The 24,669-nt window shown below is 69.6% G+C and carries 22 protein-coding genes and 1 other RNA gene; 14 read left to right on the forward strand and 9 right to left on the reverse strand.

Annotated elements, in window-relative coordinates:
* Nucleotides 1–6 precede the first annotated feature (6 nt).
* Both folP and FKO37_RS05500 read left to right on the forward strand, forming a co-directional pair.
* A complete protein-coding gene (gene folP / locus FKO37_RS05495; RefSeq protein ID WP_238603886.1) occupies nucleotides 7–858 on the forward strand; it encodes a dihydropteroate synthase in 852 nt (283 codons plus the stop codon).
* Complete coding sequence (locus tag FKO37_RS05500; RefSeq protein ID WP_238603887.1) at nucleotides 855–1,829, forward strand: threonine/serine dehydratase; 975 nt, start codon at nucleotides 855–857, stop codon at nucleotides 1,827–1,829. The genes folP and FKO37_RS05500 overlap by 4 nt, the downstream gene beginning before the upstream one ends.
* A gap of 413 nt (nucleotides 1,830–2,242) precedes the next feature.
* Here the strand turns inward: FKO37_RS05500 and FKO37_RS05505 are convergent, their stop codons facing one another.
* Complete coding sequence (locus tag FKO37_RS05505; RefSeq protein WP_238603888.1) at nucleotides 2,243–3,760, reverse strand: 3-hydroxyacyl-CoA dehydrogenase; 1,518 nt, start codon at nucleotides 3,758–3,760, stop codon at nucleotides 2,243–2,245.
* Between the two features lie 46 nt (nucleotides 3,761–3,806).
* Nucleotides 3,807–4,487, reverse strand: a complete 681-nt coding sequence (locus FKO37_RS05510; RefSeq protein WP_238603889.1) for a TetR/AcrR family transcriptional regulator — start codon at nucleotides 4,485–4,487, stop codon at nucleotides 3,807–3,809.
* A gap of 125 nt (nucleotides 4,488–4,612) precedes the next feature.
* On the opposite strand from FKO37_RS05510, the gene FKO37_RS05515 reads away from it, so the two are divergent.
* Nucleotides 4,613–5,059: a nitroreductase family deazaflavin-dependent oxidoreductase gene (locus FKO37_RS05515; protein WP_238603890.1), complete on the forward strand. Its 447-nt coding sequence runs from the start codon at nucleotides 4,613–4,615 to the stop codon at nucleotides 5,057–5,059.
* On the opposite strand, the gene FKO37_RS05520 is transcribed toward FKO37_RS05515, so the two are convergent.
* Nucleotides 5,060–5,254, reverse strand: coding sequence for a hypothetical protein (locus FKO37_RS05520; protein ID WP_037809354.1), 195 nt, complete (start codon nucleotides 5,252–5,254; stop codon nucleotides 5,060–5,062).
* Between the two features lie 408 nt (nucleotides 5,255–5,662).
* The gene (locus FKO37_RS05525; RefSeq protein ID WP_037808519.1) at nucleotides 5,663–6,223 is read right to left on the reverse strand and encodes a hypothetical protein; all 561 of its coding nucleotides are present in this window, start codon (nucleotides 6,221–6,223) and stop codon (nucleotides 5,663–5,665) included.
* Between the two features lie 170 nt (nucleotides 6,224–6,393).
* On the opposite strand from FKO37_RS05525, the gene FKO37_RS05530 reads away from it, so the two are divergent.
* Genes FKO37_RS05530 through FKO37_RS05540 form a run of 3 tightly spaced genes read left to right on the forward strand, consistent with a single transcriptional unit; the run spans nucleotide 6,394 to nucleotide 10,447 of the window.
* On the forward strand, nucleotides 6,394–7,146 hold the full coding sequence (locus tag FKO37_RS05530; protein WP_043834561.1) for a response regulator transcription factor: 753 nt from the start codon (nucleotides 6,394–6,396) through the stop codon (nucleotides 7,144–7,146).
* Complete coding sequence (locus FKO37_RS05535; RefSeq protein ID WP_238603891.1) at nucleotides 7,121–8,605, forward strand: cell wall metabolism sensor histidine kinase WalK; 1,485 nt, start codon at nucleotides 7,121–7,123, stop codon at nucleotides 8,603–8,605. Before FKO37_RS05530 ends, FKO37_RS05535 begins: the two co-directional genes overlap by 26 nt.
* A gap of 48 nt (nucleotides 8,606–8,653) precedes the next feature.
* Nucleotides 8,654–10,447: a glycosyltransferase family 39 protein gene (locus tag FKO37_RS05540; RefSeq protein WP_238603892.1), complete on the forward strand. Its 1,794-nt coding sequence runs from the start codon at nucleotides 8,654–8,656 to the stop codon at nucleotides 10,445–10,447.
* Here the strand turns inward: FKO37_RS05540 and FKO37_RS05545 are convergent.
* Nucleotides 10,434–11,339: a serine/threonine dehydratase gene (locus tag FKO37_RS05545; RefSeq protein ID WP_238603893.1), complete on the reverse strand. Its 906-nt coding sequence runs from the start codon at nucleotides 11,337–11,339 to the stop codon at nucleotides 10,434–10,436. The two genes, FKO37_RS05540 and FKO37_RS05545, sit on opposite strands and share 14 nt — an antisense overlap.
* Before the next feature lie 261 nt (nucleotides 11,340–11,600).
* On the opposite strand from FKO37_RS05545, the gene FKO37_RS05550 reads away from it, so the two are divergent.
* The 4 genes from FKO37_RS05550 (at nucleotide 11,601) to ffs (ending at nucleotide 14,938) form a co-directional block, all read left to right on the forward strand.
* Nucleotides 11,601–13,919, forward strand: coding sequence for a sensor histidine kinase (locus FKO37_RS05550; RefSeq protein ID WP_238603894.1), 2,319 nt, complete (start codon nucleotides 11,601–11,603; stop codon nucleotides 13,917–13,919).
* Nucleotides 13,916–14,335 carry a roadblock/LC7 domain-containing protein gene (locus tag FKO37_RS05555; RefSeq protein WP_009084595.1) on the forward strand — a complete coding sequence of 140 codons (420 nt, stop codon included), beginning with the start codon at nucleotides 13,916–13,918 and terminating at the stop codon, nucleotides 14,333–14,335. Before FKO37_RS05550 ends, FKO37_RS05555 begins: the two co-directional genes overlap by 4 nt.
* Nucleotides 14,336–14,338: 3 nt before the next feature.
* Nucleotides 14,339–14,833, forward strand: a complete 495-nt coding sequence (locus tag FKO37_RS05560; RefSeq protein WP_037808510.1) for an ATP/GTP-binding protein — start codon at nucleotides 14,339–14,341, stop codon at nucleotides 14,831–14,833.
* A gap of 5 nt (nucleotides 14,834–14,838) precedes the next feature.
* Nucleotides 14,839–14,938: signal recognition particle sRNA small type (ffs, locus tag FKO37_RS05565), an RNA gene on the forward strand.
* 6 nt (nucleotides 14,939–14,944) lie between these two features.
* Here the strand turns inward: ffs and FKO37_RS05570 are convergent.
* Entirely contained in the window at nucleotides 14,945–15,754 is an 810-nt protein-coding gene (locus tag FKO37_RS05570) for a spermidine synthase (protein ID WP_238608217.1), read from the reverse strand.
* Nucleotides 15,755–15,841: 87 nt separating this feature from the next.
* Here FKO37_RS05570 and FKO37_RS05575 point away from each other — a divergent pair, with 87 nt between their 5' ends.
* On the forward strand, nucleotides 15,842–17,899 hold the full coding sequence (locus FKO37_RS05575; protein WP_238603895.1) for a DNA polymerase III subunit gamma and tau: 2,058 nt from the start codon (nucleotides 15,842–15,844) through the stop codon (nucleotides 17,897–17,899).
* Here FKO37_RS05575 and FKO37_RS05580 read toward each other — a convergent pair.
* Complete coding sequence (locus tag FKO37_RS05580; protein ID WP_238603896.1) at nucleotides 17,896–21,000, reverse strand: TIM-barrel domain-containing protein; 3,105 nt, start codon at nucleotides 20,998–21,000, stop codon at nucleotides 17,896–17,898. The genes FKO37_RS05575 and FKO37_RS05580 overlap by 4 nt on opposite strands.
* Nucleotides 21,001–21,105: 105 nt before the next feature.
* Complete coding sequence (locus FKO37_RS05585; RefSeq protein WP_374204204.1) at nucleotides 21,106–21,963, reverse strand: N-acetylmuramoyl-L-alanine amidase; 858 nt, start codon at nucleotides 21,961–21,963, stop codon at nucleotides 21,106–21,108.
* A gap of 103 nt (nucleotides 21,964–22,066) precedes the next feature.
* On the opposite strand from FKO37_RS05585, the gene FKO37_RS05590 reads away from it, so the two are divergent.
* The 3 genes from FKO37_RS05590 (at nucleotide 22,067) to FKO37_RS05600 (ending at nucleotide 23,544) form a co-directional block, all read left to right on the forward strand.
* On the forward strand, nucleotides 22,067–22,423 hold the full coding sequence (locus FKO37_RS05590) for a YbaB/EbfC family nucleoid-associated protein (RefSeq protein ID WP_037808500.1): 357 nt from the start codon (nucleotides 22,067–22,069) through the stop codon (nucleotides 22,421–22,423).
* Between the two features lie 3 nt (nucleotides 22,424–22,426).
* A complete protein-coding gene (recR, locus tag FKO37_RS05595) occupies nucleotides 22,427–23,023 on the forward strand; it encodes a recombination mediator RecR (RefSeq protein WP_037808499.1) in 597 nt (198 codons plus the stop codon).
* Between the two features lie 62 nt (nucleotides 23,024–23,085).
* The gene (locus FKO37_RS05600; RefSeq protein ID WP_238603897.1) at nucleotides 23,086–23,544 is read left to right on the forward strand and encodes a hypothetical protein; all 459 of its coding nucleotides are present in this window, start codon (nucleotides 23,086–23,088) and stop codon (nucleotides 23,542–23,544) included.
* On the opposite strand, the gene FKO37_RS05605 is transcribed toward FKO37_RS05600, so the two are convergent.
* On the reverse strand, nucleotides 23,535–24,632 hold the full coding sequence (locus FKO37_RS05605; RefSeq protein ID WP_238603898.1) for a UDP-N-acetylglucosamine 2-epimerase: 1,098 nt from the start codon (nucleotides 24,630–24,632) through the stop codon (nucleotides 23,535–23,537). The two genes, FKO37_RS05600 and FKO37_RS05605, sit on opposite strands and share 10 nt — an antisense overlap.
* Between the last annotated feature and the right edge of the window lie 37 nt (nucleotides 24,633–24,669).

The raw sequence follows: 24,669 nt of genomic DNA on the forward strand, positions 1-24,669 counted from the left end.
ACGGCGATGGTTCAAGCTCTGGCTTTTTCGGAAGCGTCCTGGCACCGGCCGCGGCTGGTGGGAATCGTGAACGTCAGCGCGGACTCGTTCTCCGACGGCGGCAGATTCCTGACCCCGGCGAACGCGCTCGCGCACGCTCGCCGATTACTGGCGGCGGGCGCGGACGTCGTCGAACTCGGCCCCGCGGCCAGTCATCCGGGCGCCGAGTCGGTGACCGCCGACGAGGAAATCCGGCGGCTGGACCTGGTCCTCGACCACCTGGTCGCCGACGGCGTCCCGGTGTCGGTCGACTCGTTCCAGCCCCGGACCCACCTGTTCGCCGCTTCTCGCGGTGCCGCGTTTCTCAACGACATCCAGGGATTTCCGGACCCTGAACGGTATGCGGAGCTGGCCGGTACGGGATGCCGCCTCGTCGTCATGCACTCGGTGCAGCGGCGGGGGCCCGCGACCAAAGTACGCACCGACCCGCAGGCGGTGCTGACGTCGCTGGAGCAGTTCTTCGACCAGCGGCTGACCGCGCTCGAAGCGGCTGGCATCGACCGCGAACGGCTGATCATCGACCCCGGACTCGGATACTTTCTCGGCGCCACGCCGGAACCGTCGCTGGCTGTCCTGGCGGCACTCCGCGCGATCCGGACCCGGTTCGACGTCCCGATCATGGTCTCGCCGTCCCGGAAGTCGTTCCTTCGCGCGATCACCGGACGCGAACTGTCGGAGATCGGTCCGGCCAGCCTCGCCGCGGAGCTTTATGCCGCCAGCCACAGCGTCGATTTCATCCGGACTCACGACGTCGCAGCGCTTCGGGACGCGCTCACCGTCCTCGCCGCGTTGGACCAATACGCAGGAGCCAGCCGATGACGCGCCTCGACACTTCTCGGATCAGCGCTGCTCGCCAGCGGATCGATCCTGCTTTCCTCGACTCTCCGCTGTTCCGTTGCGAAGCGCTGGAACGCGACCTCGGTTGTGCGGTGAGCATCAAGCTCGAAACAGCGAACCCAGTCCGCAGCTTCAAGGCGCGCGGCACCGAAGTCGTCGCCAGCGCGCTCGCCGACAACCACGCCTCCGCTGTCGTTTGCGCGAGCGCGGGAAACCTCGGCCAAGGCCTCGCCTGGTCCGGCCGCGACCGAGGACTCGACGTGACCGTGGTGGCCTCCCGCTTCGCACCCGCCGCCAAGCTCGAGCGCATCCGCGCGCTGGACGCCCGGCTGGAACTGGTGGACGGCGACATCGAAACGGCACGCGAACGAGCAGCAGCCATCGCACGGCGCGACGGCATCCGGCTGGTCGAAGACAGCCTGGACCTCGAGACCTGCGAAGGCGCGGCAACCATCGGCCTGGAACTGGCGGACACCCTGCCCACGTTCGATGCCGTACTGATCGCTTTGGGCGGCGGGGCACTGGCCACCGGCGTGGGGCACGTGCTCAAGGAGCGCGCGCCCGAGGTCGAGGTGATCTGCGTCCAGCCACTGGGCGCACCGGCGATGACGCGCTCCTGGCACCAGCAGCGCGTCGTCTCAACCGACTCGACCGACACCATCGCCGACGGCGTCGCGGGCCGCTTTCCTATTCCAGCGGTGCTGAATGACCTCCTTCTCGTTGCCGACGACGCCGTCCTGGTTCAGGAGGCGTCGATCATCACTGGCATGCGGCTGCTGTTCGAGCGCGCCGGACTCGTCGTCGAACCCTCAGCCGCGCTCGGCGTGGCCGCGATCCTCGAAAACCGCGACCGCTTCGCTGGACGGCACGTGGTCACGATCGTCTGCGGGAGCAACGTCGATGAAGCCGCTTACCGCCGTTGGATCGGGGCGGCTCCCGAGCACAGGTCTTGACGGTTTTCCGGAGACGGTTTCCGTGGCGGCGAAGGGATTCTGCGACGGCATAGTGGCATGTGGAAGACCCGTTGCGGCAGATTTCGTTGCGGCACAACCTAAGCCGAAGCAGCTCGACAACCTAAGCCGAGACCGCCGCGACGCAGAACTCGCTCCCCTCCGGATCCGCCATCACCACATGGCGCCCCTCGAATTCCGCCAGAATCTCCCGCCCGCCGACCCCAGGCGTCCAGCCTCGGCTTTGATCCAGGGCCGCCAGCCGGGGCCTGGTCCCCTTGTGGCGGCGGAGGTTCGTCGACATAGCTGAGTGCCGTTTTCCAGAAACCCGCGAGGAGTTGTGCGTTGGTGCAGTCCAGGGTGAGATCGATGGTGGCAGTCATGCCGAAAAGCTACTGCGCACCACCGACAAAAACTCAGGCCAGATCAGCCGGACGGGTGCCGGTGGAGGCGAGTGGCAGACCCAGCGCCACCCGTTCGGTCAGCCAGCTGCTCGGGCGGTAGCGCGGATCCCCGGTGCCGCGCAGGAGGCCGTTCAGGATGCGCAGGACCTTTTCCGGGCCGACCAAATCGCCCCATGCCAGGGGGCCGCGGGGGTAGCCCAGGCCAAGGCGCACCGCGGTGTCGATGTCGGCGGGGGCCGCGAGACCCTGGTCGGCGATGTAGCAAGCCGTGTTGATGATCGAGGCCAGGAGGCGTTGCGCGATGGGGGCGGCACCGTCGCGGACGACCGTCACCGGGGTTCCGGTAGCGGCCAGGGCACCCCAGGCGGCGCGGCCGTAGTGCGGGTCCAGTCCGGGGTGGACGGACATGGTGAAGCGCGATTCGTAGCCGAGGGCGTCGATTCCGACGACGCGCGCGGCGGGCAGTTCCAGTTGCCGCGCAGCGTCCACAGTGGACTCTCCGCGCAGGGTCACCAGGAGAACCGTGTCGGGATAGGCGTCCGGGACGACGTCGACGCCCGCTGCGGACAGGAGACGGCCGAGGCGTTCGTCGGCGGCGTAGACCGGCATGGTCGGGGCGGGCGGAGCGGTGGGCTCCGGCGGGACCTCTTGTTTTCCGTCGACATAGCGGTAGAAGCCTTCGCCGGTTTTGCGGCCGAAGAGCCCGGCGGCGACGCGCGGGCGGGTGAGCCACGACGGGCGCAGGCGCGGTTCGGAGTGGAAGCCGCTCCAGATGCTTTCCAGCACCGCGTGCGAGACGTCCAAACCGGTGAGGTCCAGCAGCTCGAACGGACCGAGTTTGAGGCCGAGGACGTCGCGCGCGATGCGGTCGATCTCGGCGGGGGCGGCGAGGGATTCGGAAAGAATCTGCAGCGCCTCGGTGTTCAGGCCGCGGCCCGCGTGGTTGACGAGGAAGCCGGGGGCGTCCTTCGCCAGTACCGGTTCGTGGCCCCAGCCGCGGACGAGTTCGAGGGCTTCACCGGGCAGCCAGTCGGCGGTGCGCGCGCCGGGGATGACCTCGACCAGGCGCATGAGCGGGACCGGGTTGAAGAAGTGCAGGCCGATCATCCGCGTCGGGTCAGCGAGCCCGGCGGCGATTTGGGTGACCGACAGCGAGCTGGTGTTGGTCGCGAAGATCGTTTCGGGGCCGCAGATCTTCTCAAGCCCGGCGAAGAGCGTCTGCTTCGTGTCGAGGTCTTCGCGGACGGCTTCGATCACCAGGTCCACCCCGTCGGCGGGGGCGAGCGGGCCGTCGACCGGGACGAGGCGTTCCTTCGCCGCGCGGCCCTTCTCCTCGCTCAGCTTCTCCTTGGCGACCAGCCGGTCGACCATCGCGCCGACGTGGTCGATCGCCGCGGCGACCGCTTCCGGCTGCACGTCCGCGAGTTCCACGGTGACCCCGCCGGTCGCGGCGAGCTGGACGATGCCGCGTCCCATCACCCCGGTGCCGATCACCCGGATCCTGCCGACCTGTCCGGCCCATCCCGTCACGTCGAACCTGCCTTTCGCTTTGGCGCCACGGCGAACTTACCCCGGACTACAGACCGACGAAGTCCGCCATCTGCCCGACGAGGTGTTCGAAGTACGCGTCCGCCGGGTCGACGCTGCCGACGTACTGGCCGAACAGCTCGAAATTGAGCGCGCCGAACAGCTGGGTCCAGGCGGCGATGGCGCGCATGACGACCTCGGCCGGCGCGTCGAGGTCCAGGGTCCGGCTGAGCTGGTCGGCCTGTGCGCGCAGCTCCTCCGACATCGGCGCGGTGACCGCCGGCTCGTGCGGATGGGCGTCGCGCAGCACCGCGACCAGCGCGAAGGCCACTCGCCCGGCGGGGCCGACGGTGTCCTGCGGAGCCTGGTAACCGGGGATCGGCGACCCGTAGATGAGCGCGTATTCGTGCGGGTTCGCGCGGGCCCAGTCGCGGGTCGCGCGCCAGATGGCCCGCCAGCGTTCGCGCGGGTCGCCGGTGTGCGGGTCGGCCTGTTCGGCGGCCTCGCCGACGGCGTTGTACGCGTCGACGATCAGCGCGGTGAGCAGGTGATCACGGCTCGGGAAGTACCGGTACAGCGCCGACGAGACCATCCCCAGCTCACGGGAGACCGCACGCAGGGAAAGCCCGTGCGCGCCGACGTCGGCCAGCTGACGGCGGGCCTCGTCCTTGATCTCACGGGTCAGCTCGGCACGAACCCGCTCGCGGGCGGTCCGGGGTGCGGCAGTCATGCGATCAGTGTGCCTCGAACGAGAGCGCTGCGCAAAACCGAGAGCACTGCTCTTGACGCGAGACGGTCTGGGGTGTTCACTGTTCACAACAGAGAGCACCGCTCTCGCAAACCGAGGAGGACCCCATGACCAGCACCCGCTACCTCGAACCGGGCAAGGCGACCGCGGCGTTCAACGGCTGCGTCCGCTGGCTCACCAAGCGCGGCCTCAGCGTGTGGGGCAGCCGGGTGCTGGGCGTCCGCGGCCGCAAGTCGGGCGAACTGCGCGAGGTGCCGGTGAACCTGCTGCCGTTCGAGGGCAAGCAGTACCTGGTGGCCGCACGCGGCGAAACCCAGTGGGTGCGGAACCTGCGCGCCGCGGGCGAGGGCCAGCTGACCGTCGGCCGCCGCACCGAGACGTTCACCTACCGCGAGCTGTCCGACGAGGAGAAGCCCGCCATCCTGCGCTCGTACCTCAAGCGCTGGGCATTCGAGGTCGGCACGTTCTTCGAGGGCGTGGACGCGAAGGCGCCGGAGGAGAAGCTGCTCGAGATCGCGCCCGGCTACCCGGTGTTCGAGATCTTCACCCGGTGATCAGCGCACGCGTTTCCGGAACGTGGTGGCCGCGACGAGAACCACGCCGACGAGAAACGCGACCAGCCCGATCAGGAACCAGAGCTTCTGGCCGGTCATGAAACTGCCGGTCAGCACCCCGACGCCCTGCAGCACCCACACCGCGCCGACAAGCACCAGCACCACACCGCACGCCAGCGTGATCCACCGCTTCACGAGCATCTCCTAGCTAGACGGACCCTCTTGAGGAGTGTCTCAAGGTTCCCCCTCGCGACCCGCCCAGCCCAGCCCCGGCCCGGATGTGCCCCCAATGTGGCATTGGGTGCATCTGACGCACCGAACGCCACATTGGGTGCATCTGACGCACCCAATGCCACATTGGGGCGCAAGCCCCCACCTCCGCCCAAACCGCAGCCGGTGCTCCCAACGGTCGAGGCACCCACCCCAAAAAACCGCGCCGGTGCACCCAACGAGCGAGGCACCCAGCCCTCCCCCAACCCCGATACGAAGCTCATCTGCGGTTCGGGGGTGCTTGTCAAGGCATCTTTCCCGCCTTGACAAGCACCCCCGAACCGTCAGCACAATCAAACTTCGGGGTGCCCCACGCAACCACTCACCAAGCACCTACCCCCGCCGACGAGGCTGCCCACTCCCAACCTGCTGAGCCTCCCCCAGCGAAGTAGCAGTAGCCGTAGCCCCCTGCACCTTCGCCACCACAGTCACATTGTCCCCAGACTTAGGCGACCCGCTCTTCTCCGTAGAAGAATCCAACGTATAGCTCTGCTTATAACCATCCTTGCTAGTCAAAGTCACCGAAGTAGCGCTGAGCTCGGTGATCGTCCCGGTCTGCAGCCGCTCAGTCACATACCCACCAGCCGAATCCGCCACCACGAAATCGCCATGCAACGCATCCCGCAGCGCAGCCATCCCGCCCATCCCCCCGCGACCGGCAAACCCACCAGGCCCGCCTGGCCCACCGAACCCGCCCGGCCCTTGCTGCGCGGCCGCGTTATTGCCACTGGTCCCCGCCCAGATCGCCAGTCCACCACCGACCGCGATCACCACCGCGACTCCCGCCGCGATCGCGGTTTTCCGGCCGGACCACGCCTTGCCCTGGCCGCTGCCGCCGGATGCGGGGGCGGGCTGCTCTCCCCAGGTCGCGCCCTCTGCTGGATCGGTCGTCATGGTCTCCTCCGGAACGTTCGCGCTTGTCCTTTCCGAGCGTCGGGGCGGCCGCTGTGCGGAAGCTGTGCCGGACGTGGGGGACACCTGTGCACCCAGGCGGGGGAACGGCGCACAGGAAACACACAGCCGGCGCACAGGCCGACCTGAAGACGGGGCCCGAAGATGGCACCATGAGCAGTGTGAACGCCGCGTCTGCCGGCCGGGGCAAGGCCGAACTGCGCCGCGCGGACGGCAGCCCGGTCCGCGTGCTGGTCGTCGACGACGAGTCGACGCTGGCCGAACTCGTGTCCATGGCCCTGCGGATGGAGGGCTGGGAGGTGCGCAGCGCGGGCACCGGTGCCGAGGCGGTGCGCGTCGGCCGCGATTTCCGGCCGGACGCCGTGGTGCTCGACGTGATGCTGCCCGATTTCGACGGCCTCGAGGTGCTGCGCCGGATGCGCGCCGAAACGCCGTATCTGCCGGTTCTTTTCCTTACCGCCAAGGACGCGGTGGAGGACCGGATCGCCGGGCTCACCGCGGGCGGCGACGATTACGTGACCAAACCGTTCAGCCTGGAAGAAGTGGCGCTGCGGCTGCGCGCGCTGCTGCGCCGGGCGGGCGGGGTTTCCGGATCGACCGGCTCGCAGCTGGTGGTCGGCGATCTGACCCTGGACGAGGACAGTCGCGAGGTGCACCGGGGCGGCGATCTGGTGCCGCTCACCGCGACCGAGTTCGAATTGCTCCGCTACCTGATGCGCAATCCGCGCCGGGTGCTGTCGAAGGCGCAGATCCTCGACCGCGTGTGGAGCTACGATTTCGGCGGCCAGGCGAATATCGTCGAGCTGTACATTTCCTACCTCCGCAAGAAAATCGACGCCGATCGGGAACCGATGATCCACACCATGCGCGGCGCCGGGTATGTCCTCAAACCAGCCGCGGGCTGAGCGCCGCCGTCCGTGGTCGTTGCGCCGCAGGCTGATCGTTCAGCTGGCGGCGCTGCTCGCGCTGGTCTGCCTGGTGGTCGGGGTGGTCACCGAGTTCGCGTTGAACAGCTTTCTCGTCGGACAGCTCGACGGGCAGCTGTCGGCGGCGAGCGATCGCGGGTTCCGGCACGGCGTTCCGCGTCCGCCGATCAACGGTTCCGGGAAGCTGCCGCCGGATCCGCTGCGCGTGCTCGGCCAGCCCGAGGGGACGCTGAGCCTGGTCGTCCACGACGGCAAGGTCAACGGGCAGGTGATCGGCCCGTTCGGCCTCGTCCCGCTGACCCCGGAGCAGGATCGGGTCCTGCTCGTCCTCGCGCCGAACGGCCAGAGCCGCACGGTCGAACTTCCCGGGAGTCTCAAGAAATACCGCGTGGTCGCGACGTATTCGCCGCGCGGCGAGTTCACCGTGATCGGGCTGCCGATGAGCCGGGTCTCGGAAACGTTGTGGCGGCTGGGATTCATCTTCGGCGGCGTCGCGCTCGGCGGGATTCTCGTCGCCGGGTTCGCCGGTGCGGTCACGATCCGGCGCACGATGGCTCCGCTGGACCGGCTCGCCGCCACCGCTTCCCGGGTATCCGAACTGCCGCTGGACCGCGGCGAGGTCGCGTTGTCCGAGCGAGTGCCCGAAGTGGACACTGACCCGCGCACCGAGGTCGGCAAGGTCGGTTCGGCGATCAACCGGATGCTGGGCCACATCGCCGAAGCGCTCGCCGCCCGGCATGCCAGCGAAAGCCGGGTGCGGCAGTTCGTCGCGGACGCGAGCCACGAATTGCGCACGCCGCTCGCCGCGATTCGCGGATACGCCGAACTGACCCGGCGCGGCAGCGAACAGGTGCCGCCGGACATCGCGTTCGCGATGAGCCGGGTGGAATCCGAATCGGCGCGGATGACGACGCTGGTGGAGGATTTGCTGCTGCTCGCCCGGCTCGATTCCGGGCGTCCGGTCGTGCACGAGCCGGTCGATTTGTCCCGGCTGGTCGCGGACGCGGTCGCCGATTCGCACGTCGCCGGTCCGGAACACAAGTGGCTGCTGGAACTTCCCGGTGAACCGATCGCGGTGCTCGGCGATGCCGGGCAACTGCACCAGGTCGTGCTGAACCTCCTCGGCAACGCCCGCACGCACACGCCTGCGGGCACCACAGTGACCACCGCACTGTCCACTAGGGACGGATGGGTCACTTTGTCCGTTGTGGACGATGGGCCGGGAATTCCGCCGGAAATCCTGCCCGAGGTGTTCGAGCGGTTCGCGCGCGGCGACAATTCGCGTTCGCGTGCTGCCGGGAGCACTGGGCTGGGGCTGGCGATTGTCGCCGCGGTCGTGGCCGCGCATTCCGGACGGGTGATGGTGAACAGCGGTCCCGGGCGGACCGAATTCGTGGCCTCGTTCCCGCAATTGCGTGACGGTGCCAACACTACTTAGCGAGCGATTCACAGCCCGCGCACAGCCCGGCCCGCGAGAATGACGGGCATGACGACTGCCGTCGCGCCGCGCTGGGTGCGCCCCGCCGTCGCGGTGCTGCTGCTGGGCACCGCCGCGTTGTATCTCACGAATGTCGCGATTTCCGGCTGGGGCAATGATTTCTACGCGATGGCCGTGCAAGCGGGCACGTGGGACTGGAAAGCGTGGTTCTTCGGTTCGCTCGACCCGGGCAATGTGGTCACCGTCGACAAACCGCCGCTTTCCCTGTGGGCGATGGGATTGTCCGGGCGGCTCTTCGGCTTCTCCAGCTGGAGCATGCTGGTGCCGGACGCGCTCGCCGGCGTGGGCTCGGTCGGCCTGCTGTACCTGGCGGTGCGGCGGCTTTCCGGTCCGGTCGCCGGATTGCTGGCCGGGGCGTTGCTCGCGCTCACCCCGGTCGCCGCGCTGATGTTCCGGTTCAACAACCCGGACGCGTTCCTGGTGCTGCTGCTTGTCGCGGGTGGGTATTTCCTGGTGCGGGCGCTGGAAACGGCGAGCACGAAATGGCTGCTGCTGTCGGGTGTCGCGATCGGTTTCGGGTTCCTCGACAAGATGTTGCAGGCATTCCTGGTGTTGCCTGCCTTCGTGCTCGCCTACGCGGTTGCAGCGCCGACTTCCTTGGGACGGCGGGGGTGGCAATTGCTCGCCGCCGCCGGTGCGGTGGTGGTTTCCGCGGGTTGGTGGGTGCTCGCGGTGGCGTTGTGGCCGGTCGCGGATCGGCCGTACATCAGCGGGTCGACGAACAACAGCGTGCTGGAATTGGCCTTCGGGTACAACGGGCTCGGCCGGATTTTCGGACAGTCGCACGGAGGGGACGCCCGGCCGAAGATGCCGGAGTTTTCCGGTGCCGGACACGGTTTCGGCGGTCAGACGGGCCTGACTCGCTTGTTCACCGAGCAATTCGGCGGCGAAGCGTCCTGGCTGCTGCCAGCCGCCTTGATCGGGCTCGTGGCCGGGTTGTGGTTCACCCGGCGTGCGCCGCGGACTGACCGGACTCGGGCGGCGCTGCTGCTGTGGGGCGCCTGGACGGTGCTCAGCGTCCTCGTCTTCAGCTACATGAGCGGGATCATCCACCCGTACTACACGGTCGCGCTCGTTCCTGGAATCGCTGCCACCGTGGCGATTTCCGCTACTGAACTGTGGCGTGGCCGTGCTTATCTCGCGCCGCGGGCGGTGCTCGCGGTGATGCTGGCGGCGACGGTCGCGTGGAGTTTCGTTCTCCTGCACCGGACGCCGAGCTGGCAGCCATGGGTGCGGTACTCCGTGTTGGTGCTGGGTGTCCTTGGCGTTTTCGCGTTGCTGATCGGGACTGCGCGCCGGGCAGTCGCGCTGCTGGCACTCGTGGCTGCCCTGCTGGGGATGGCCTCATTCACCGTGGCCACCGCGTCGACGGCGCATACCGGGGGAAGTCCGGCATCCGGACCGCAGCACAAGAGCCGCATCAGTTTCGGCGGACCGCAACAGTCCAATGTGGAACTGAATCGGCTGCTGGAGTCCACGACGACGAAGTGGGCCGCCGCGGAAACCGGTGCGATGCAGGCCGCCGGGCTCGCGTTGGGCAGCGGCAAACCGGTGCTCGCCGTCGGCGGGTTCAGCGGTGGCGACCCCGCGCCGACCCTCGCGCAATTCCAGCAGTACGTGGCGAGCGGAGAGATCCACTACTTCGTCGTCGGAGCGCGCAACGGCCGCGGCGGCCCAGGTGGCAGCCGCGGCACGTCCGGGAAGATCACCGCCTGGGTCGAGCAGCACTTCCACCCCACCACGGTCGGCGGCGCGAAGGTCTACGACCTCACGCAAAAGTGACCGAGGTATTGGCTCCGCACAACACAAAACACGGCAGATCGGCCGGCACGCGCCCGGCCAGCCAAGCGGCCAGCGGGGCCGCGGCGGCAGGTTCGACGACGAGCCGGAAGTCGCGCCACAGCAGGTCGCGCGCGGCGAGGATCTCGGCGTCGGACACCAGCACAGACGTGACGCCTGGCGAGTTGAGGATGCCGAACGCCAGCTCGCCGACACGGGTCGCGCCGAGCGCGGAGGCGGCGACCGAGTCGATGGTGACGTCCACCGGCTCGCCCGCGGCGAGGGCGGCGTGCAGTGCCTGGCAGTGCTCTGGCTCCACCGCGAACACCTGACGGCCGTCCGCGGCCAGCGTCGCACCGGACGCCAGTCCACCGCCGCCCACCGCGACGGCAATGGCATCGACGTCCGGTGCGTCGGCCACGATCTCCGCGGTCGCGGTTCCTTGCCCGGCGATGACGTCGGCGTCGTCGTACGCGTGCAGGTAGCGGGTGCCTGGTTCTTCTGCGACGGCCAGCGCGGCTGCCGCGGCCTCGCTGTACGCCGCGCCGTGCCGGATGAGCTTCGCGCCGGCCGCTTCGATGCCGGCGGCCTTCGCTTCGGGCACGGACTCCGGCACGTAGACGACAGCGGGAATGCCCAGCGACTGCGCGGCAGTGGCGACGCCAAGGCCGTGATTGCCGCCCGACGCCGTGACGACGCGCTTCGGCTTAGGTCCGTTGAGCAGGGCGTTCACCGCGCCGCGGAGTTTGAACGAACCGGACCGCTGGAGCTGCTCCAGCTTGAGCACGAGGGGACGGCCGTCGATTTCGGTGCGTAACAGCGGTGTCCACCGGACGTGTGGTCGGAGGCGGAGATGGGCAGCGGCGACGTCGGCGGCGACAGGTGCGGTGCGCATATCGGCCATTCTGCTCCCGGTCCTGCTCGCTCGCGTGCCGCTCGCCGGGAAAACCCCAGCGTGTCAGGGCACGACACGGGGCAAGAGGGCATTGTCCATCCCTTGCCGATCTCGCTAAGCTCTGCGCAGACGTGGGGTGTCCGACCATGTGCGTACCGCGACGAGTACTACTGAGAGTAGTAGCGTCCTGCGGGTGTCCCCGTTCGGTGCACTCCACGCCTCGGTCTCGTCGGGACTCCTCGGGAACGGAAGGTGACGTGGATGCGCGACGGCTCGCCCCGGTCGCGGGAATCCGCTGCGCGGCTGCTTGACCGCCTCGGGATCCGCACCGTGCAGGCGCGAGTGACCGTGCTGGTCGTGGCTCCGCTGGTCCTGGTCTTGGCAGCGGCAGTTCCGCTCGTGGTTGCCCAGGTCACCGCCGCGTCGGCAGCCGCGACCGCTTCGGACACCGCGGCCCGAGGGCAGCGGGTCGGCGGCCTGGTCGGGCAGTTGCAGCGGGAAAGCCTGCTCACGGCCGCTTTTGTCGCTGACCCGTCGGCCACCAACTCGGCGCTCGTCCGGCAGCAGCAGACGGTCGACAGCGCTGCCCACGGCGTCGCGGACAGCCTGGTGAGCCCCGGTGGTGAACTGGCGAAACTGCGGCAGAAGGCGCTCAATCGTCAGATTTCCGTAGCTGATGTCGCTTCTGGCTACGATTCCATGTCCGTCGGGCTGATCGACGCACTGGGACTGGCCACTTCGGACAGCTCCGGGGCAAGGACGCTCGACGCCCTGCTGCGCGCGGACGAACAGCGAGCGGCCCGGGCGAGCGCGCTGATCGCGTCCGCCGGAGCCGATCGCGCAGGTCAGCGCGCTGCCGTCTACGGAGAACAGTTCGCCCGGCTGGCGGGGAAGCAGGACGCGGCACAGGTCGACGCGGTCGAGGCCGGAGCGACGGCCCAGCAGCTTGACCGGCTGGCCGCGGCACCGCGGCAGGACCGGCAGTTTGTGTCCGATGTGGTCACTGCCGGTGCTCAGCTCGCCGATCAGCGCGACGCGATGGAGACCCGGATCGCCGACGCGATTGCCGCCGCGGCCTCCGCGAAAGCGTCCAGCGCGACCCGGACGGCCTTCATCGTCGGCGGTGCCGCGATTGTCCTTTTCGGACTGGTTGCCGCGTTGTCCGTGCTGGCCGCGCGCTCCATTGCCCGGCCGCTGCGGCGGCTGAGCAGGCAAGCCCGCTCGACCGCCGACCTCGCTGCGCCTGAATTGGTTCAGGCCGCCGAACCGGGATCGGGTCCGCCGCAACCGCTGCTGCCCGCGCTCGAGGCGGACACCGGCGGCGAACTGGCCGAGCTGGCCGAGGCGTTCAACCGGCTCCGCGGCACCGCGGTGGAAGCGGTGACCGAGCAGGCGAACTCGCGCCGCGCCGGGGTGCAGCTGCTGGTCGGAGCCGCCAAGCGCACGCAGAATCTGGTCGCGGGCCAGCGCGCCGCGATCGAGGAATTGACGCGCGGCGCCGACGATCCGGTGCTGCTCGCCGGGCTGCACCGCGTGGGGCACGCGGCCCTCCGGCTGCGGCGCACCGCGGACGATCTGCTTGTGGTGACCGGAAATCGCGACGAAACCCGGGTCGGCGGTCCGATCGAACTGGCCACCGCGTTGCGTTCGGCCGCCGCGGAAATCGACGACGAATCCCGGATCCGGCTCGGCGAACCGGCGGAGGCGCTGCTCGCGCCGTCGCTGGGGATCGACCTGGTGCTGCTGTTCGCCGAACTGCTGGAAAACGCCGCCGCGTTCTCCCCGCCGGAGTCGCTGGTGGAGATTTCGACGGAGTTCCAGTCGTCGGGCGACCTGCTGGTGCGCATCGCCGATCACGGCGTCGGGCTGTCCGCGGACCGGTTGGCGCAGGAGAACCGCCGCCTCGCCGAACCGGTCGACGAGGCGTCCGGCCAGCAGCTCGGCTTGGCCGTGGTCGGACGGCTCGCGCAGCGGCATTCGCTGCGGGTCGAACTGGAGTCCACTCCGGACGGTGGCGTGACGGCGAAGATCTCGGTGCCGCAGGCGCTGTTCACCCGCGACGTCGATTTCCGGCGCGGGCCTGGGCTTTTCGAGCCGGGGCAGGTGCCCGACCCGCGGCCGGTCCTGCTGCCCGCGCCCGCGATCGCCGCGTTGTCCACGCCGACTCCGGCCGGATTCCGGTGGTTCACCGACCCGCCGGAGCCGGAAGCCGACGAGCCGGCGCAGGACGAGGCTCCGAAATGGCCGGAAGCGGAGCCGGAATTCGCGTCCCGCGCCGGAACGCTGGAACTTCCCGACGAGCCCGAAGAGTCCACAGAGGACGTTCCGGACACCGCGGACCCGTCCCCGACGCACCAGTTCACCGTGGTGCAGCCGGAATCCCGTGACGGCGTCTTCCGTCGCGTCCCCGGCGCGCAACTGGCCCCCGGGCTCAAACTGCCGCAGATCGTCCGCACCCCGTTGCCGCGCCGCGAATTGCGCGATCCGGCCGCCGAGCGGGCCACCTTCGACTCGTTTTCCGACGGCGTCGCCAAAGCACAGCAAGTCACCGCCCAGCAGGCCGATCAAGGAGGATCATGACCGTTCCCGCCGCCGCGCAGAACTTCAACTGGCTGGTCAACCGCTTCGCGCTGCACACCGCGGGCGCGATCGCCGCGCTCGCGGTGTCCGCGGACGGGCTGCTGATCGCCGCGTCGCAGGACCTTGACCGCGCCGACGCCGACCGGCTCGCGGCGACCTGCTCGGCGATGCTCGCGCTGGCACAGAGCGTGTCCGAAAGCCATCCGCTCGGCGATCCGGACAAGGTCGTGGTCGAGCTGGAACGCGGCTACCTCGTGGTCTGCACCATCAGCATCGGCTGCTCGCTCGGCGTGCTGGCCAACAAGCAGGCCAGCCTCGGCACGATCGCCTACGAGATGGCGATGTTCGCCAACCGCGCGTCCGAAGTCCTTACCCCCGCGCTGGTCGAGGAGTTGAAGAACACCGCGTTCGCCTGACCCGTGAAGATCCTCGTGCTTGGCCCGGCCGGAGCCGGGAAAACGACGGCGGTGCACGCCGTTTCGGAGATCGCGCCGGTGCGCACCGACGCCGGCGACACCACCGCGGCGCTCGACTTCGGCAGGCTCGGCGAGGGCGAGCGGCGCCGCTACCTGTTCGGCGCGCCGGGTCAGGCCCGGTTCTGGTTCCGCTGGCCCGATCTCGTGCGGGGCGCGGACGCGGCGCTCGTGGTGGTCGACCCGCGGCGGATCGCGGACGCCTACCCGGTGCTCGACGCGGTCGAAGGGCTGCGGCTGCCGTTCGTGGTCGGGGTGAACTGCTTCGACGGCCTGCTCACGCGTCCGCTGCACGACGTGCGCTGGGCGTTGACCGTGCGCGACGGCATTCCGGTGCATCCGTTCGACGCCCGCGACCCGGCGTCCGTGCGCGAGGTGCTCGACCTCGTCGAGGCCGCCGTGGTGCGGGGGTCGGAGGCGCGGCAACCGAGTCCGCTATAGTCGTCTGCGGGGACCCCCCGTGGCGTCCACCCTGTGAACTTCCCCAGGGCCGGAAGGCAGCAAGGATAAGCGGGCTCTGGCGGGTACGGGGGGAACCCGCTTTTTTATGCCCTAAAACAGGCCTAACACGTCATCAGGTGGGGTCGGCGAGGGCAGTGCCTCCGCGTCGAAGACCGGCGCGGCCTTACCCCGCAGCTGCCGCAGCTCATCGCCGTGCACCACCCGCGCCGGATACGGCGAGGACGCCGCGCGCCGGGTCAGCTCCGCGGTCGGCAGGTCGAGCCGCGAGGCGGCCAGCACGAGATTCCCGAACCGGCGCCCGCGCAGCACGCTGGGCTCGGCCAGCAGGACGACGTGCGGAAACACCTCCGCCAGCGTCGCGAGGAACCGGCGGGCGAACGGCAGGCCGGGGCCGTCGGAGATGTTCGCCAGCATCGTGGCGCCCGGTCGCAGCACGCGGGCCACGTCGGTGACGAACTCGACCGTCGCCAAGCCGCTTGCCAGCGTCGCGCGCTCGAAGGCGTCGAGCACGATCAGGTCCGCCGTCGCGTCGTGCCTGCTGCGCACGCCCGTGCGGCCGTCCTCAATCCGTACCCGCAGCTTCGGGACGCTGCGCAGGTCGAGCTGTTCGCGGACCAGGTCGATCAGCGGCTCGTCGGCGTCGAAGACCAGCTGCCGCGAACCCGGTCGCGTCGCGGCGACGTAGCGCGGCAGGGAGCAGCCCGCGCCGCCGACGTGCAGCGCGTCGAGCGGGCCGGGCGGAAGGAAGTCGACCAGGTCGCCGAGCCGGCGCACGTAGTCGAACTCCAGGTTCGTCGGGTCGTCCAGATCGACGTAGGACTGTGCCACCCCGCCCACCGAAAGCATCCACGCGTTGGGCCGATCGGCGTCGCGCAGCAGCTCGGCGGTCCCGAACCGCACCGGATAAGTGCCCGGCCGCGGGCCGCTCGGCGCACGGCCGCGACCGGAACGGGAGGGGCTCACCGTGCTCACTGTAGTCTCGGGCTCGTGGCTCTCGCGCTGTACCGGAAGTACCGTCCGGCGACCTTCGCCGAGGTCGTCGGCCAGGAGCATGTGACCGAACCGCTGCGCACGGCGCTGGCCGCCGGGCGCATCAACCACGCGTACCTGTTCTCCGGGCCGCGCGGCTGCGGCAAGACGTCGAGCGCGCGGATCATGGCGCGCTCGCTCAACTGCGCCAAAGGCCCGACCCCGGATCCGTGCGGCGAGTGCAACTCGTGCCGCGCGCTCGCGCCGGAAGGCCCTGGCAGCGTCGACGTCACCGAACTCGACGCGGCCAGCCACGGCGGTGTGGACGACGCCCGCGAACTGCGGGACAAGGCGTTCTACGCGCCCGCCGAATCGCGCTATCGCGTGTTCATCATCGACGAGGCGCACATGGTCACCACGCAGGGCTTCAACGCCCTGCTGAAGATCGTCGAAGAACCGCCCGAGCACCTGATCTTCATCTTCGCCACCACCGAGCCGGACAAGGTGCTCACCACCATCCGCTCGCGCACGCACCACTACCCGTTCCGGCTGATCCCGCCGAGCTCGATGCGGGAGCTGCTGGAACGCAACGTCGCCGCCGAGGGCGCGACGGTCGAACCTGCGGTGTACCCGTTGGTGATCCGCGCGGGCGGCGGTTCGGCTCGCGACACGCAGTCGGTGCTCGACCAGCTGCTCGCCGGGGCCGGTCCGGAAGGCGTCACGTACCCGCGGGCGGTGGCGCTGCTGGGCGTCACGGACACCGCGCTGATCGACGCGGTGATCGACGGGCTCGCGAACGACAACCCGGCCGAAGTGTTCGGCACCGTCGAAAAACTCGCCGACGCCGGACACGACCCGCGCCGCTTCGCCACCGACCTGCTCGACCGCCTGCGGGACCTGCTGCTGATGCGCGCGGTCCCGGAAGCGGGCGAGCGCGGTCTGGTCGCCGCGCCGGACGACGAGCTGAAGCGGATGACCGAGCAGGCGGAGAAGCTCGGCCCGGCCACGCTGTCCCGCTACGCCGACATCGTCCACAGTGGACTGCTCGAGATGCGCGGCGCGACGTCGCCGCGGCTCGTGCTCGAATTGCTCTGCGCGCGGATGCTGCTTCCGTCGGTCACCGAGGCGGAGAAGGCTTTGCTGGCGCGGATCGAACGGCTTGAGCGGCGGCCCGCTGGTGCGCCTGCTCCCGCCGCGGCACCTGCTGTTTCCGCGCCCAATGCCGGTCCCGCGCCCACCCCGGCGGCTGCCGCTGCTCCGGCGGAGGCGCCGGCTCGGTTCCAGCGGCCTTCGCAGCGTCCGGCGCAGGAAGCTCCCGCCGAACGTCCCGCGGCGGAGGCTCGTCCGGCGGCCGAAGAACCGGCGCGTCCGGCGCGTCCGGAGGTCAGCCGTCCGGCTCCCGTCGAACCGCCTGCCGCGGCTGCTCCCGCACCGGAGGCCCCGCCCGCTCCGCCTGCTGAGGAAGCCCCGGCCGCGGGCGGGATCGACGCGGCCAAGGTGCGCGAGAAGTGGCCGCAACTGCTGGCGTCGCTGCGTAAATTCACCGGCGGCCGGGCGCTCGAAGCCATGCTCACGCAGGCGACGGTCGCCGAGGTCGACGGTTCGGCTGTCACGCTGACGCACAAGTCCGAACCGCTCGCCCGGCGGCTGAGCGACCAGGGCAACGCGAGCAAGATCGCGGCCGGGCTGAGCGAGGTGCTCGGCGGCGAATGGCAGGTCCGCTGCGTGCACGGCGCGGCCCCGGCCGCCGCTCCGGCGCGGCAGGCTCCCCGGCAGCAACCGGCGGCACCGGCTCCGGAACGGTCGTTCACGCGTCCGTCCGCGGCCGCGCAGACTCCCTCGGCAGCGCCGCCTGCCCCGCCGAAGCCCGCGGCGGAAGCGCCGAGCCGTCCGCGCGTCACCACGAGCGAACCGGACATCCCGCTCCCGCCCGAGCCCACGGACGAGGACGACGACATCTACTCCGAGGACTCCAGCCCGGTCCCGCCTCCTCCGCCGCCGCCCGCGGAGGAGGACCCGGAGCAGATCGCGCGGAAGCTGCTCTCGGATCACCTCGGCGCGCGTCCGCTGGACTAGCGGATCAGCCGGACCGTGAGCGGGTGCGACGTCGGTGGCGTCTGCACGGTCACGGTCCGGGTAGCGGCATCCCAGGTCCAGCTTCCGCTGCGCCGACCGTCCACGTACACCGCGGCTGGCTTGGCGGCATTGGTGAACCGGACCGTCCAAGCGCGTTGCGAGGCACCGATCGCGAGCATTGCCGAGTGGGCATTTTCGGTGTAGCGCAAGGCAGTCGAGGACCGCTCCTCCTGGAGAGTGAACGCGCCGTTGTGGCCGCCAGCCACCGTGACGGTCGCGGCGGTCAGCGGATCGTGCGCGTCACCGGCGACATTTCCGCTGCGGGTGACCATGATTCCGCCCGAGCGCACGAACACCGGCATCGTGTCCCAGTCCGTGGTGATCTGCGCGCTGGTGCCGCCGCGGTAGGTCTTGCCGGTGAAGTAGTCCGTCCAGTCGCTGCCCGGCGGGAACCAGACGCTCGTGGTCGCGGTGGCACCCGGGCTGGTCGCCGGAGCCACGAGGACGTCCGGGCCGTACAGGTATTCCCCGCCCGCCTGCGCGTACGCCTCCTGCTGGTCCGGATATTGCAGGTACAGCGGTCGCACGATCGGCATTCCGGTCGCGGTCGCCTGCTGCGCGAGCGAGTAGGTGTACGGCACGAGATTTTCGCGCAGGTTCAGGAATTTCGTCGCTGACGCGTCCGCGGCGGCTCCGTACTGCCAGGGCAGCCGGTCGCTGTGGTTCGAGTGCAGCCGGTCGATCGGCTGGAACGTGCCGAGTTGCACCCAGCGCGCGTACAGATCGTCCGGCAGCTTGGTGCTGCCCGGTTCCGTGCCCGGCTGCTGCAACCCGCCGGTGTGGCCGCCGATGTCGTGGCTCACCGAAGCCAGCCCGGTCGCCGCGGATTCACCGGGGGTGTAGCCGACCTCGAAGGCCAGCGTTGCCCAGTCGGAAATGGTGTCGCCGGTGAAGTGCAGCGTGGTGCGCTTGTCCGCCCACGGACCGGTCGGCACGGCGGTCGGCGAGCTGTATCCGCCGGCTTGCAGCGAGCCGTACGCGCGGGAGAACGCGAAGCCGCCGTGCTGTGCGTACTGCTGGTTGATCCACGCGTCCGGGGTGACGCCGGCGAGGCTGGATTTCGAGGCGTCGCAACACCAATCGAGCCACCAGACGTCGTTGCCCTGCTGTTCCATCGGCCGGTGCAGGTCGAAGTAGGCCCGCAGCTGGTCGGGGTCGCCGAAATCGAAGACGTAGCAGTCTTTTCCGCAGCTGGGCTGAAGTTTGCCCTTCGCGGTCGCCTGCGCGGCCGGGAACTGCGGGTCGTCGCCGCGGATGCTCGGATGGATGTTCAGCGACGTGTGCAGGCCCTGGTCGTGCGCCCACTGGAAGAACGCCTTCGGGTCGGGGAAGCGGGTCGGGTCGATTTCCCAGCCGTTCCACCGGTCCGGCGATTTGAAGTCGGTGTCGACGACGAGCATGTCGAGCGGCACCTGCTGCTCGCGGAATTTCGGCACGATCGTCTGCTCGAAGTCAGCGGCGGTGCGGTCGTAGTACTCGGAATACCAGACGCCGTAAGCCCAGTGGGGCAGCAGCAGCGACGGTCCGGTCAGCTGGGCCAGTTCCTGGAGCGCTTGGCCGTAGTCCTGGCCGTAAGCGAAGACGTAACCGTCCTGGTAGTTCTCGCTATTGGGTCGCTGGGTGACGACTTTGGTGCGCGGGTTGTACAGCGCCGATGCGGTGTCGTCCAGCAGCGACCAGCCGTCCTGGTAAAGGATTCCTGGCGCGGTGACCGCGGTTCCGTCGACGCCGTCGAGTCCGCGTCGGTATCCGCCGAGCGGCGCGTGCGGGGCGAGCAACACCGAATGCGCGGCGGTGACGGCGACGGTGTCGAGGTTGACGTGGCAGTTCGAGTCCGGACAGGACAGTGTGACGGTGTTGGTGCCAGCCTTGAGCTGTACCGGGATTGCCTTGGTGCGCCAGGAATTCCAGCTGCTGGTCGACGCCAAGCTCAGGTTAGTGGCGGTGCCACCGGCTTGAAGCGTCAACGAGGTTGGCTGGGTTTGGCCGGAAACGGCGACCGCGTCGGCGTAGCGCAGCTGCAGATCGTAGGCACCGTCGGCGGGGACGCCGGTGATCGTCAGTGCGTCTGACGCGCCGGATCGCTCCATGCCAGCGAGGAAGGCCTTGCCCGAATGTCCGTCGTGGTCGCTGGCCGGGTGCGCGCCGCCGGACAGCGCGCCTTGCTCGGCCTCGCAGAGGACACCGAACGCGCACGGCGTCGGCGCGGGCGGCACGGGTTGCGGGAACTCGGCACCGGCGTTGACCAGGGCGAGACTGTCGATGTTGACGTTGCCCGAGTCGCCGGTGCCGCGCTTGACGGTCACCTGATGCTGTCCTGCGGGCAGCGTGATCGGCACGGTCGCGACGGCCCAGGTGTCCCAGTCCGCGGTCGCCGGAAGGGTGATGGTCCGCGCGTTCGCACCGTCCACGAGGACGCTGAGCGTGCGGGCGGTGTGCTGTCCGTCGCCGCCGGTTCCGTTGGCGTAGCGCAGATCCAGCTGGTGATCACCGGCAGCGGTGGCGCGGAAGGCCAGGCTGTCGCCGGGGTTGATGAAGCCCGCCGCGAAACCGTCGCCGGTGTAGCCGCGGTGGTCGGTAGCCGTGCCTGGCCCGTTGAGCTGCAGATGTTCGGCCTCGCAGAGGGTGCCGAAAGCGCAGACCGGCGTCAGCTTGCCCGCCCACGGCCGCGCGGTGACGTCCTGGCCGCCGGTTCGCAACTGGACGGTGAGGTTGTCGTCGGAGAACGCGCCGGAGTCGAGCTTGTAGCGCAGCTGGACGGCGCTGGTCCGGATGGTCAGCCAGCCGTCGCGTTTCGTTGCGGTGTAAGGGGTTTTGGAGAAACTGCCACGGCCGATCGCGTTGAACGTGCCCGCGTCGACGAACTTGGCGTCACCCGCGTATTCGGTGCGGATGAGTGTCGGCGACAGGACTTCGAACCGCGCTGGCCCGGCGGTCACCGACTGTGGAGCGGCCTCGGCGACTCCCGTCGACACGAGAGTGCCCGCCATGGCTGCCGCGGCGAACAGCCGTACCAGTCGTCCTCGGAGTGAAGTTGCCACCGACGCCTCCTCGAAAGGTCCCCAGCGACGGTAAGTCGGGACCGATCAAGAAAGAAGACGGTGTCCGGTGTTCTGTCCGCTCAGTAGCCCTTTCGGCTCTCTGCGTCAGGCGCCGGCCAGGTACGCCTCGATCGCCTTCGCGATGGCCTGCGCGTAGTGTGCCCGGCCCGCCGCCGAGGACATCTGACCGGCCTCGTCGGCGTTGCGCATGTTGCCGCATTCGACAAGCACGGCGGGCCGGGTCGACAGGTTCAGCCCGCCCAGATCATTCCGTGGCGAGAGGCCCGCCGAGCCGATGTAAGTGGAGGTGGGAAAGCCGTCGTCGCGGATTCCGTCGCGCATGGTGCGCGCAAGCTTCAGCGAAGGTTCGCCCTGCGCGGCGTTCAACGGCGGTGCCGAGTACGCGACGTGGAAGCCGTGCGCGGTTGGCGAAGTGGACCCGTCGGCGTGGATCGAGACCACTGCGTCGGCGTTCGCGTCGTTGCCGATCCGCGCGCGCTCGTCGACGCACGGGCCGACGCCGGAGTCGTTCTGTCGCGTGTAGACGACCTTGATTCCCTTGGCCGCCAACGCATTCCCGACCTGCTGCGCGACCGCGAAGGTGAAGGCGTGCTCCGGGTACCCGGCGTTGGTCGAGGTGCCGGTGGTGTTGCACGGCTTCGTCTGCCCGCGCCCGGCGGGCACCTTCCGGTTGATCTCGCCGGGGTGCGAGGCGTTGCCGCCGTTGTGTCCGGGATCGAGGACCACGACCTTGCCCGAGCCGACCGGCGGCACGGCGGACGTCGAGGGCGGGCTGGAAGACGAGGACGGCGCCGGTGGCGGGCTGGAAGACGAAGGGCTCGGCGTCGCGGATCCCGGGGACGACGTCGGCGCGGCGGCCGGAGACGGAGGCGTCCCGCCGCCGCCGGAACACGCCGTGAGCAGCAGGAGGCCGGTCAGCAGCGGGAGTGTCTTCGCTCGCACGCGACCACGGTGCCACAGCACACGCGTGCCGCGGGGACGGACGCGCCGGACTCGCGGCTAGGCTGGGGAGGAACACCCAAACGCGGAAGGACCGAGTGCGATCATGGTGCAACCCGGCGGCGGCGGCTTCGACCTGTCGCAGATCATGCAGCAGGCCCAGCAGATGCAGCAGAAGCTGGTGGAGGCCCAGGAGGAACTCGCCAACACCGAGGTCACCGGCACCGCGGGCGGCGGTCTGGTCACCGCGACGGTGTCCGGCGACAGCCAGTTGAAGGGCCTCGTCATCGACCCGAAGGTGGTCGACCCGGACGACGTCGAAACCCTGGCCGACCTGGTGGTCGCCGCGGTGCGCGACGCGTCGGCGAGCGCGCAGAAGCTCACCGAGCAGAAGCTGGGCCCGCTGGCGGGCGGCCTCGGCGGCGGCATGCCGGACCTCGGCAGCCTCGGCTTCGGCGGCTGACACTTGTACGAAGGTGTCGTCCAGGACCTGATCGACGAACTGGGGCGGTTGCCCGGCGTCGGTCCGAAGAGTGCCCAGCGCATCGCGTTCCACCTGCTGGCCGCCGACCCCGCGGACATCGCGCGGCTGCAGGACGTGCTGGGCAAGGTCAAGGAAGGCGTGCAGTTCTGCGAGATCTGCGGCAACGTCTCGGAACAGGAAACGTGCCGGATCTGCCGCGACGAACGCCGCGACCTCACGGTGATCTGCGTGGTCGAGGAGCCGAAGGACGTGCTGGCGGTCGAGCGGACCCGCGAGTTCAAGGGCCGCTACCACGTCCTCGGCGGCGCGCTGGACCCGCTGTCGGGCATCGGCCCGGAGCAGTTGCGCATGCGGGAACTGCTGAAACGCATCGGCGAGGCGGACGTCCGGGAGATCATCATCGCGACCGACCCGAACACCGAGGGCGAGGCGACGGCCACGTACCTGGTGCGGATGCTTCGCGATTTCCCGGGCCTCTCGGTGACGCGGCTGGCGTCGGGGCTGCCGATGGGCGGGGACCTCGAGTTCGCGGACGAACTGACTTTGGGCCGCGCGTTGTCCGGGCGGCGCGCGCTCTGAGCTGTTGACAGGGAAGGACGCGGCCTTGGCGCCGCGTCCTTTTTTGCACTGGGGGAGGCACGATGACCTGGGTGGACCCCGTCCGGACCCGGCTCTGGTCGACGACGGAGTTCGTGGACCTCATGGAGTGCACCGAGCGGCCGCACACGCGGTACGGCGAGGATCTGACCGGCGCGATCATGCTCACCGTGTCCGGGGTGGTGATTCTCGACGAGAATCTGGCTTCCGAGATCGAAGGACTGTGGTCTGCGGTCGCGCACCTCGTCGCGGAGTACCGGAAAATTGGCACCGCGCGGTCGTTCTTCCCAGACCAGTCGCTGGAGCTAGCGCTGGACCGGGTGTCGCGAGGGCTGGTCCGGATCACCGTCAGCGGCAGCGATTTCCGCCGGACGTCGGTGGGCGGGGAAGCGGACCTGTTGTCGGCGCTGGTCGCCGGCGGGCTTCAGTTCTTCGAGAAGATGGCTGAGCTGACACAGAATTTCTACGCCCGGGAGATCCAGCTGCTCGATGATCAGCAATAACCTAGCTGTGCCAACGAGTTCACCACGATGTCCGACGGATGGTACTTGTCCGTCCAGGACTGTCCGCGGCGATTTCGGTACGTGGACAGGAATTCCCGCAGCCGGTCTCCGCGCATCTCGGTCAGGACGACGTTCTCGCCGATGCCCACGTGCCGTTCCGTGCGGGCCCGGTGGACCGCGCACGGGACGCCGAGGTAGCCGCATTCCTCCTGCAATCCACCGGAGTCCGTGACCACGTACTCGGCTCGCGCGACCAGCGGCAGGAACTTCAGATACCGCATCTTCGGCTGCGCGATGAACTTGTCGTCGAACAGCTCGTCCAAGCCCAGCGCGCGGATCTTCTCCCGCTCCGGTGCGCCGGCCAGGTACAGGACCGGCATCTCGCGGCTCTGCGCGCGCAGGATTTCCAGTGCCTCGCGGTACTTGTCCGCCCGCGACACCAGCTCGAACCGGTGCAGCGTCGCCAGGCCGAACTTCTCCGGCAGTCCCGGCACGTCCAGCGGCTGGTCGACGACCTGACGCATCGAGTCGATCGCCGTGTTCGCCTCGGTGTTCACCACGACGCCGCGGGCGTGGCGCAGGTTGTGCACCTCGCGCTCGCTCGGCGAGAAGTGGATGTCCACGAACTTCCCGGCGATCTTGCGGTTCAGTTCCTCCGGCAGCGGAGACAGGATGCTGCCCGACCGCGTGCCCGCCTCGATGTGTCCGACGCGGGCCTTCAGGATCTTCTTGCCGATCAACGCCCCGTACGGCGTGGTGAACGTGTCGCCGTGCACCAGCACCAGGGGCGGGCGGCCGTCCTCGGTCAACTGGGCGCGGAGTTCGGCGCGGCGGCTCCACGCGGTGCGCATGACCTGCGCGGCCCAGCCCGGCACCTGCGCCGGGGATTCGAGGTCGCGTGCCCGCGCGCGAGGCACGAACCACAGATCCGGTTCGGGCAGACGCAGATCGGACAGGACGTCGGCGACCTCGTCCACGTGCTGTGCGGTGAACCAGAGCTTCGGGGTCGCTCCGCGCTCGGCGACGCGGTGGAAGACCGGCGCGATCTTGATCAGTTCCGCGGTGGTGCCTGCGACGAAGGAGATCACCGTGGATGCCCAATCAACAGAGGGTTAGCGACGGCGG

It is taken from the genome of Amycolatopsis sp. Poz14 (assembly GCF_006704225.1).
In the GTDB taxonomy this organism is placed as follows: Bacteria; Actinomycetota; Actinomycetes; order Mycobacteriales; family Pseudonocardiaceae; genus Amycolatopsis; species Amycolatopsis nivea.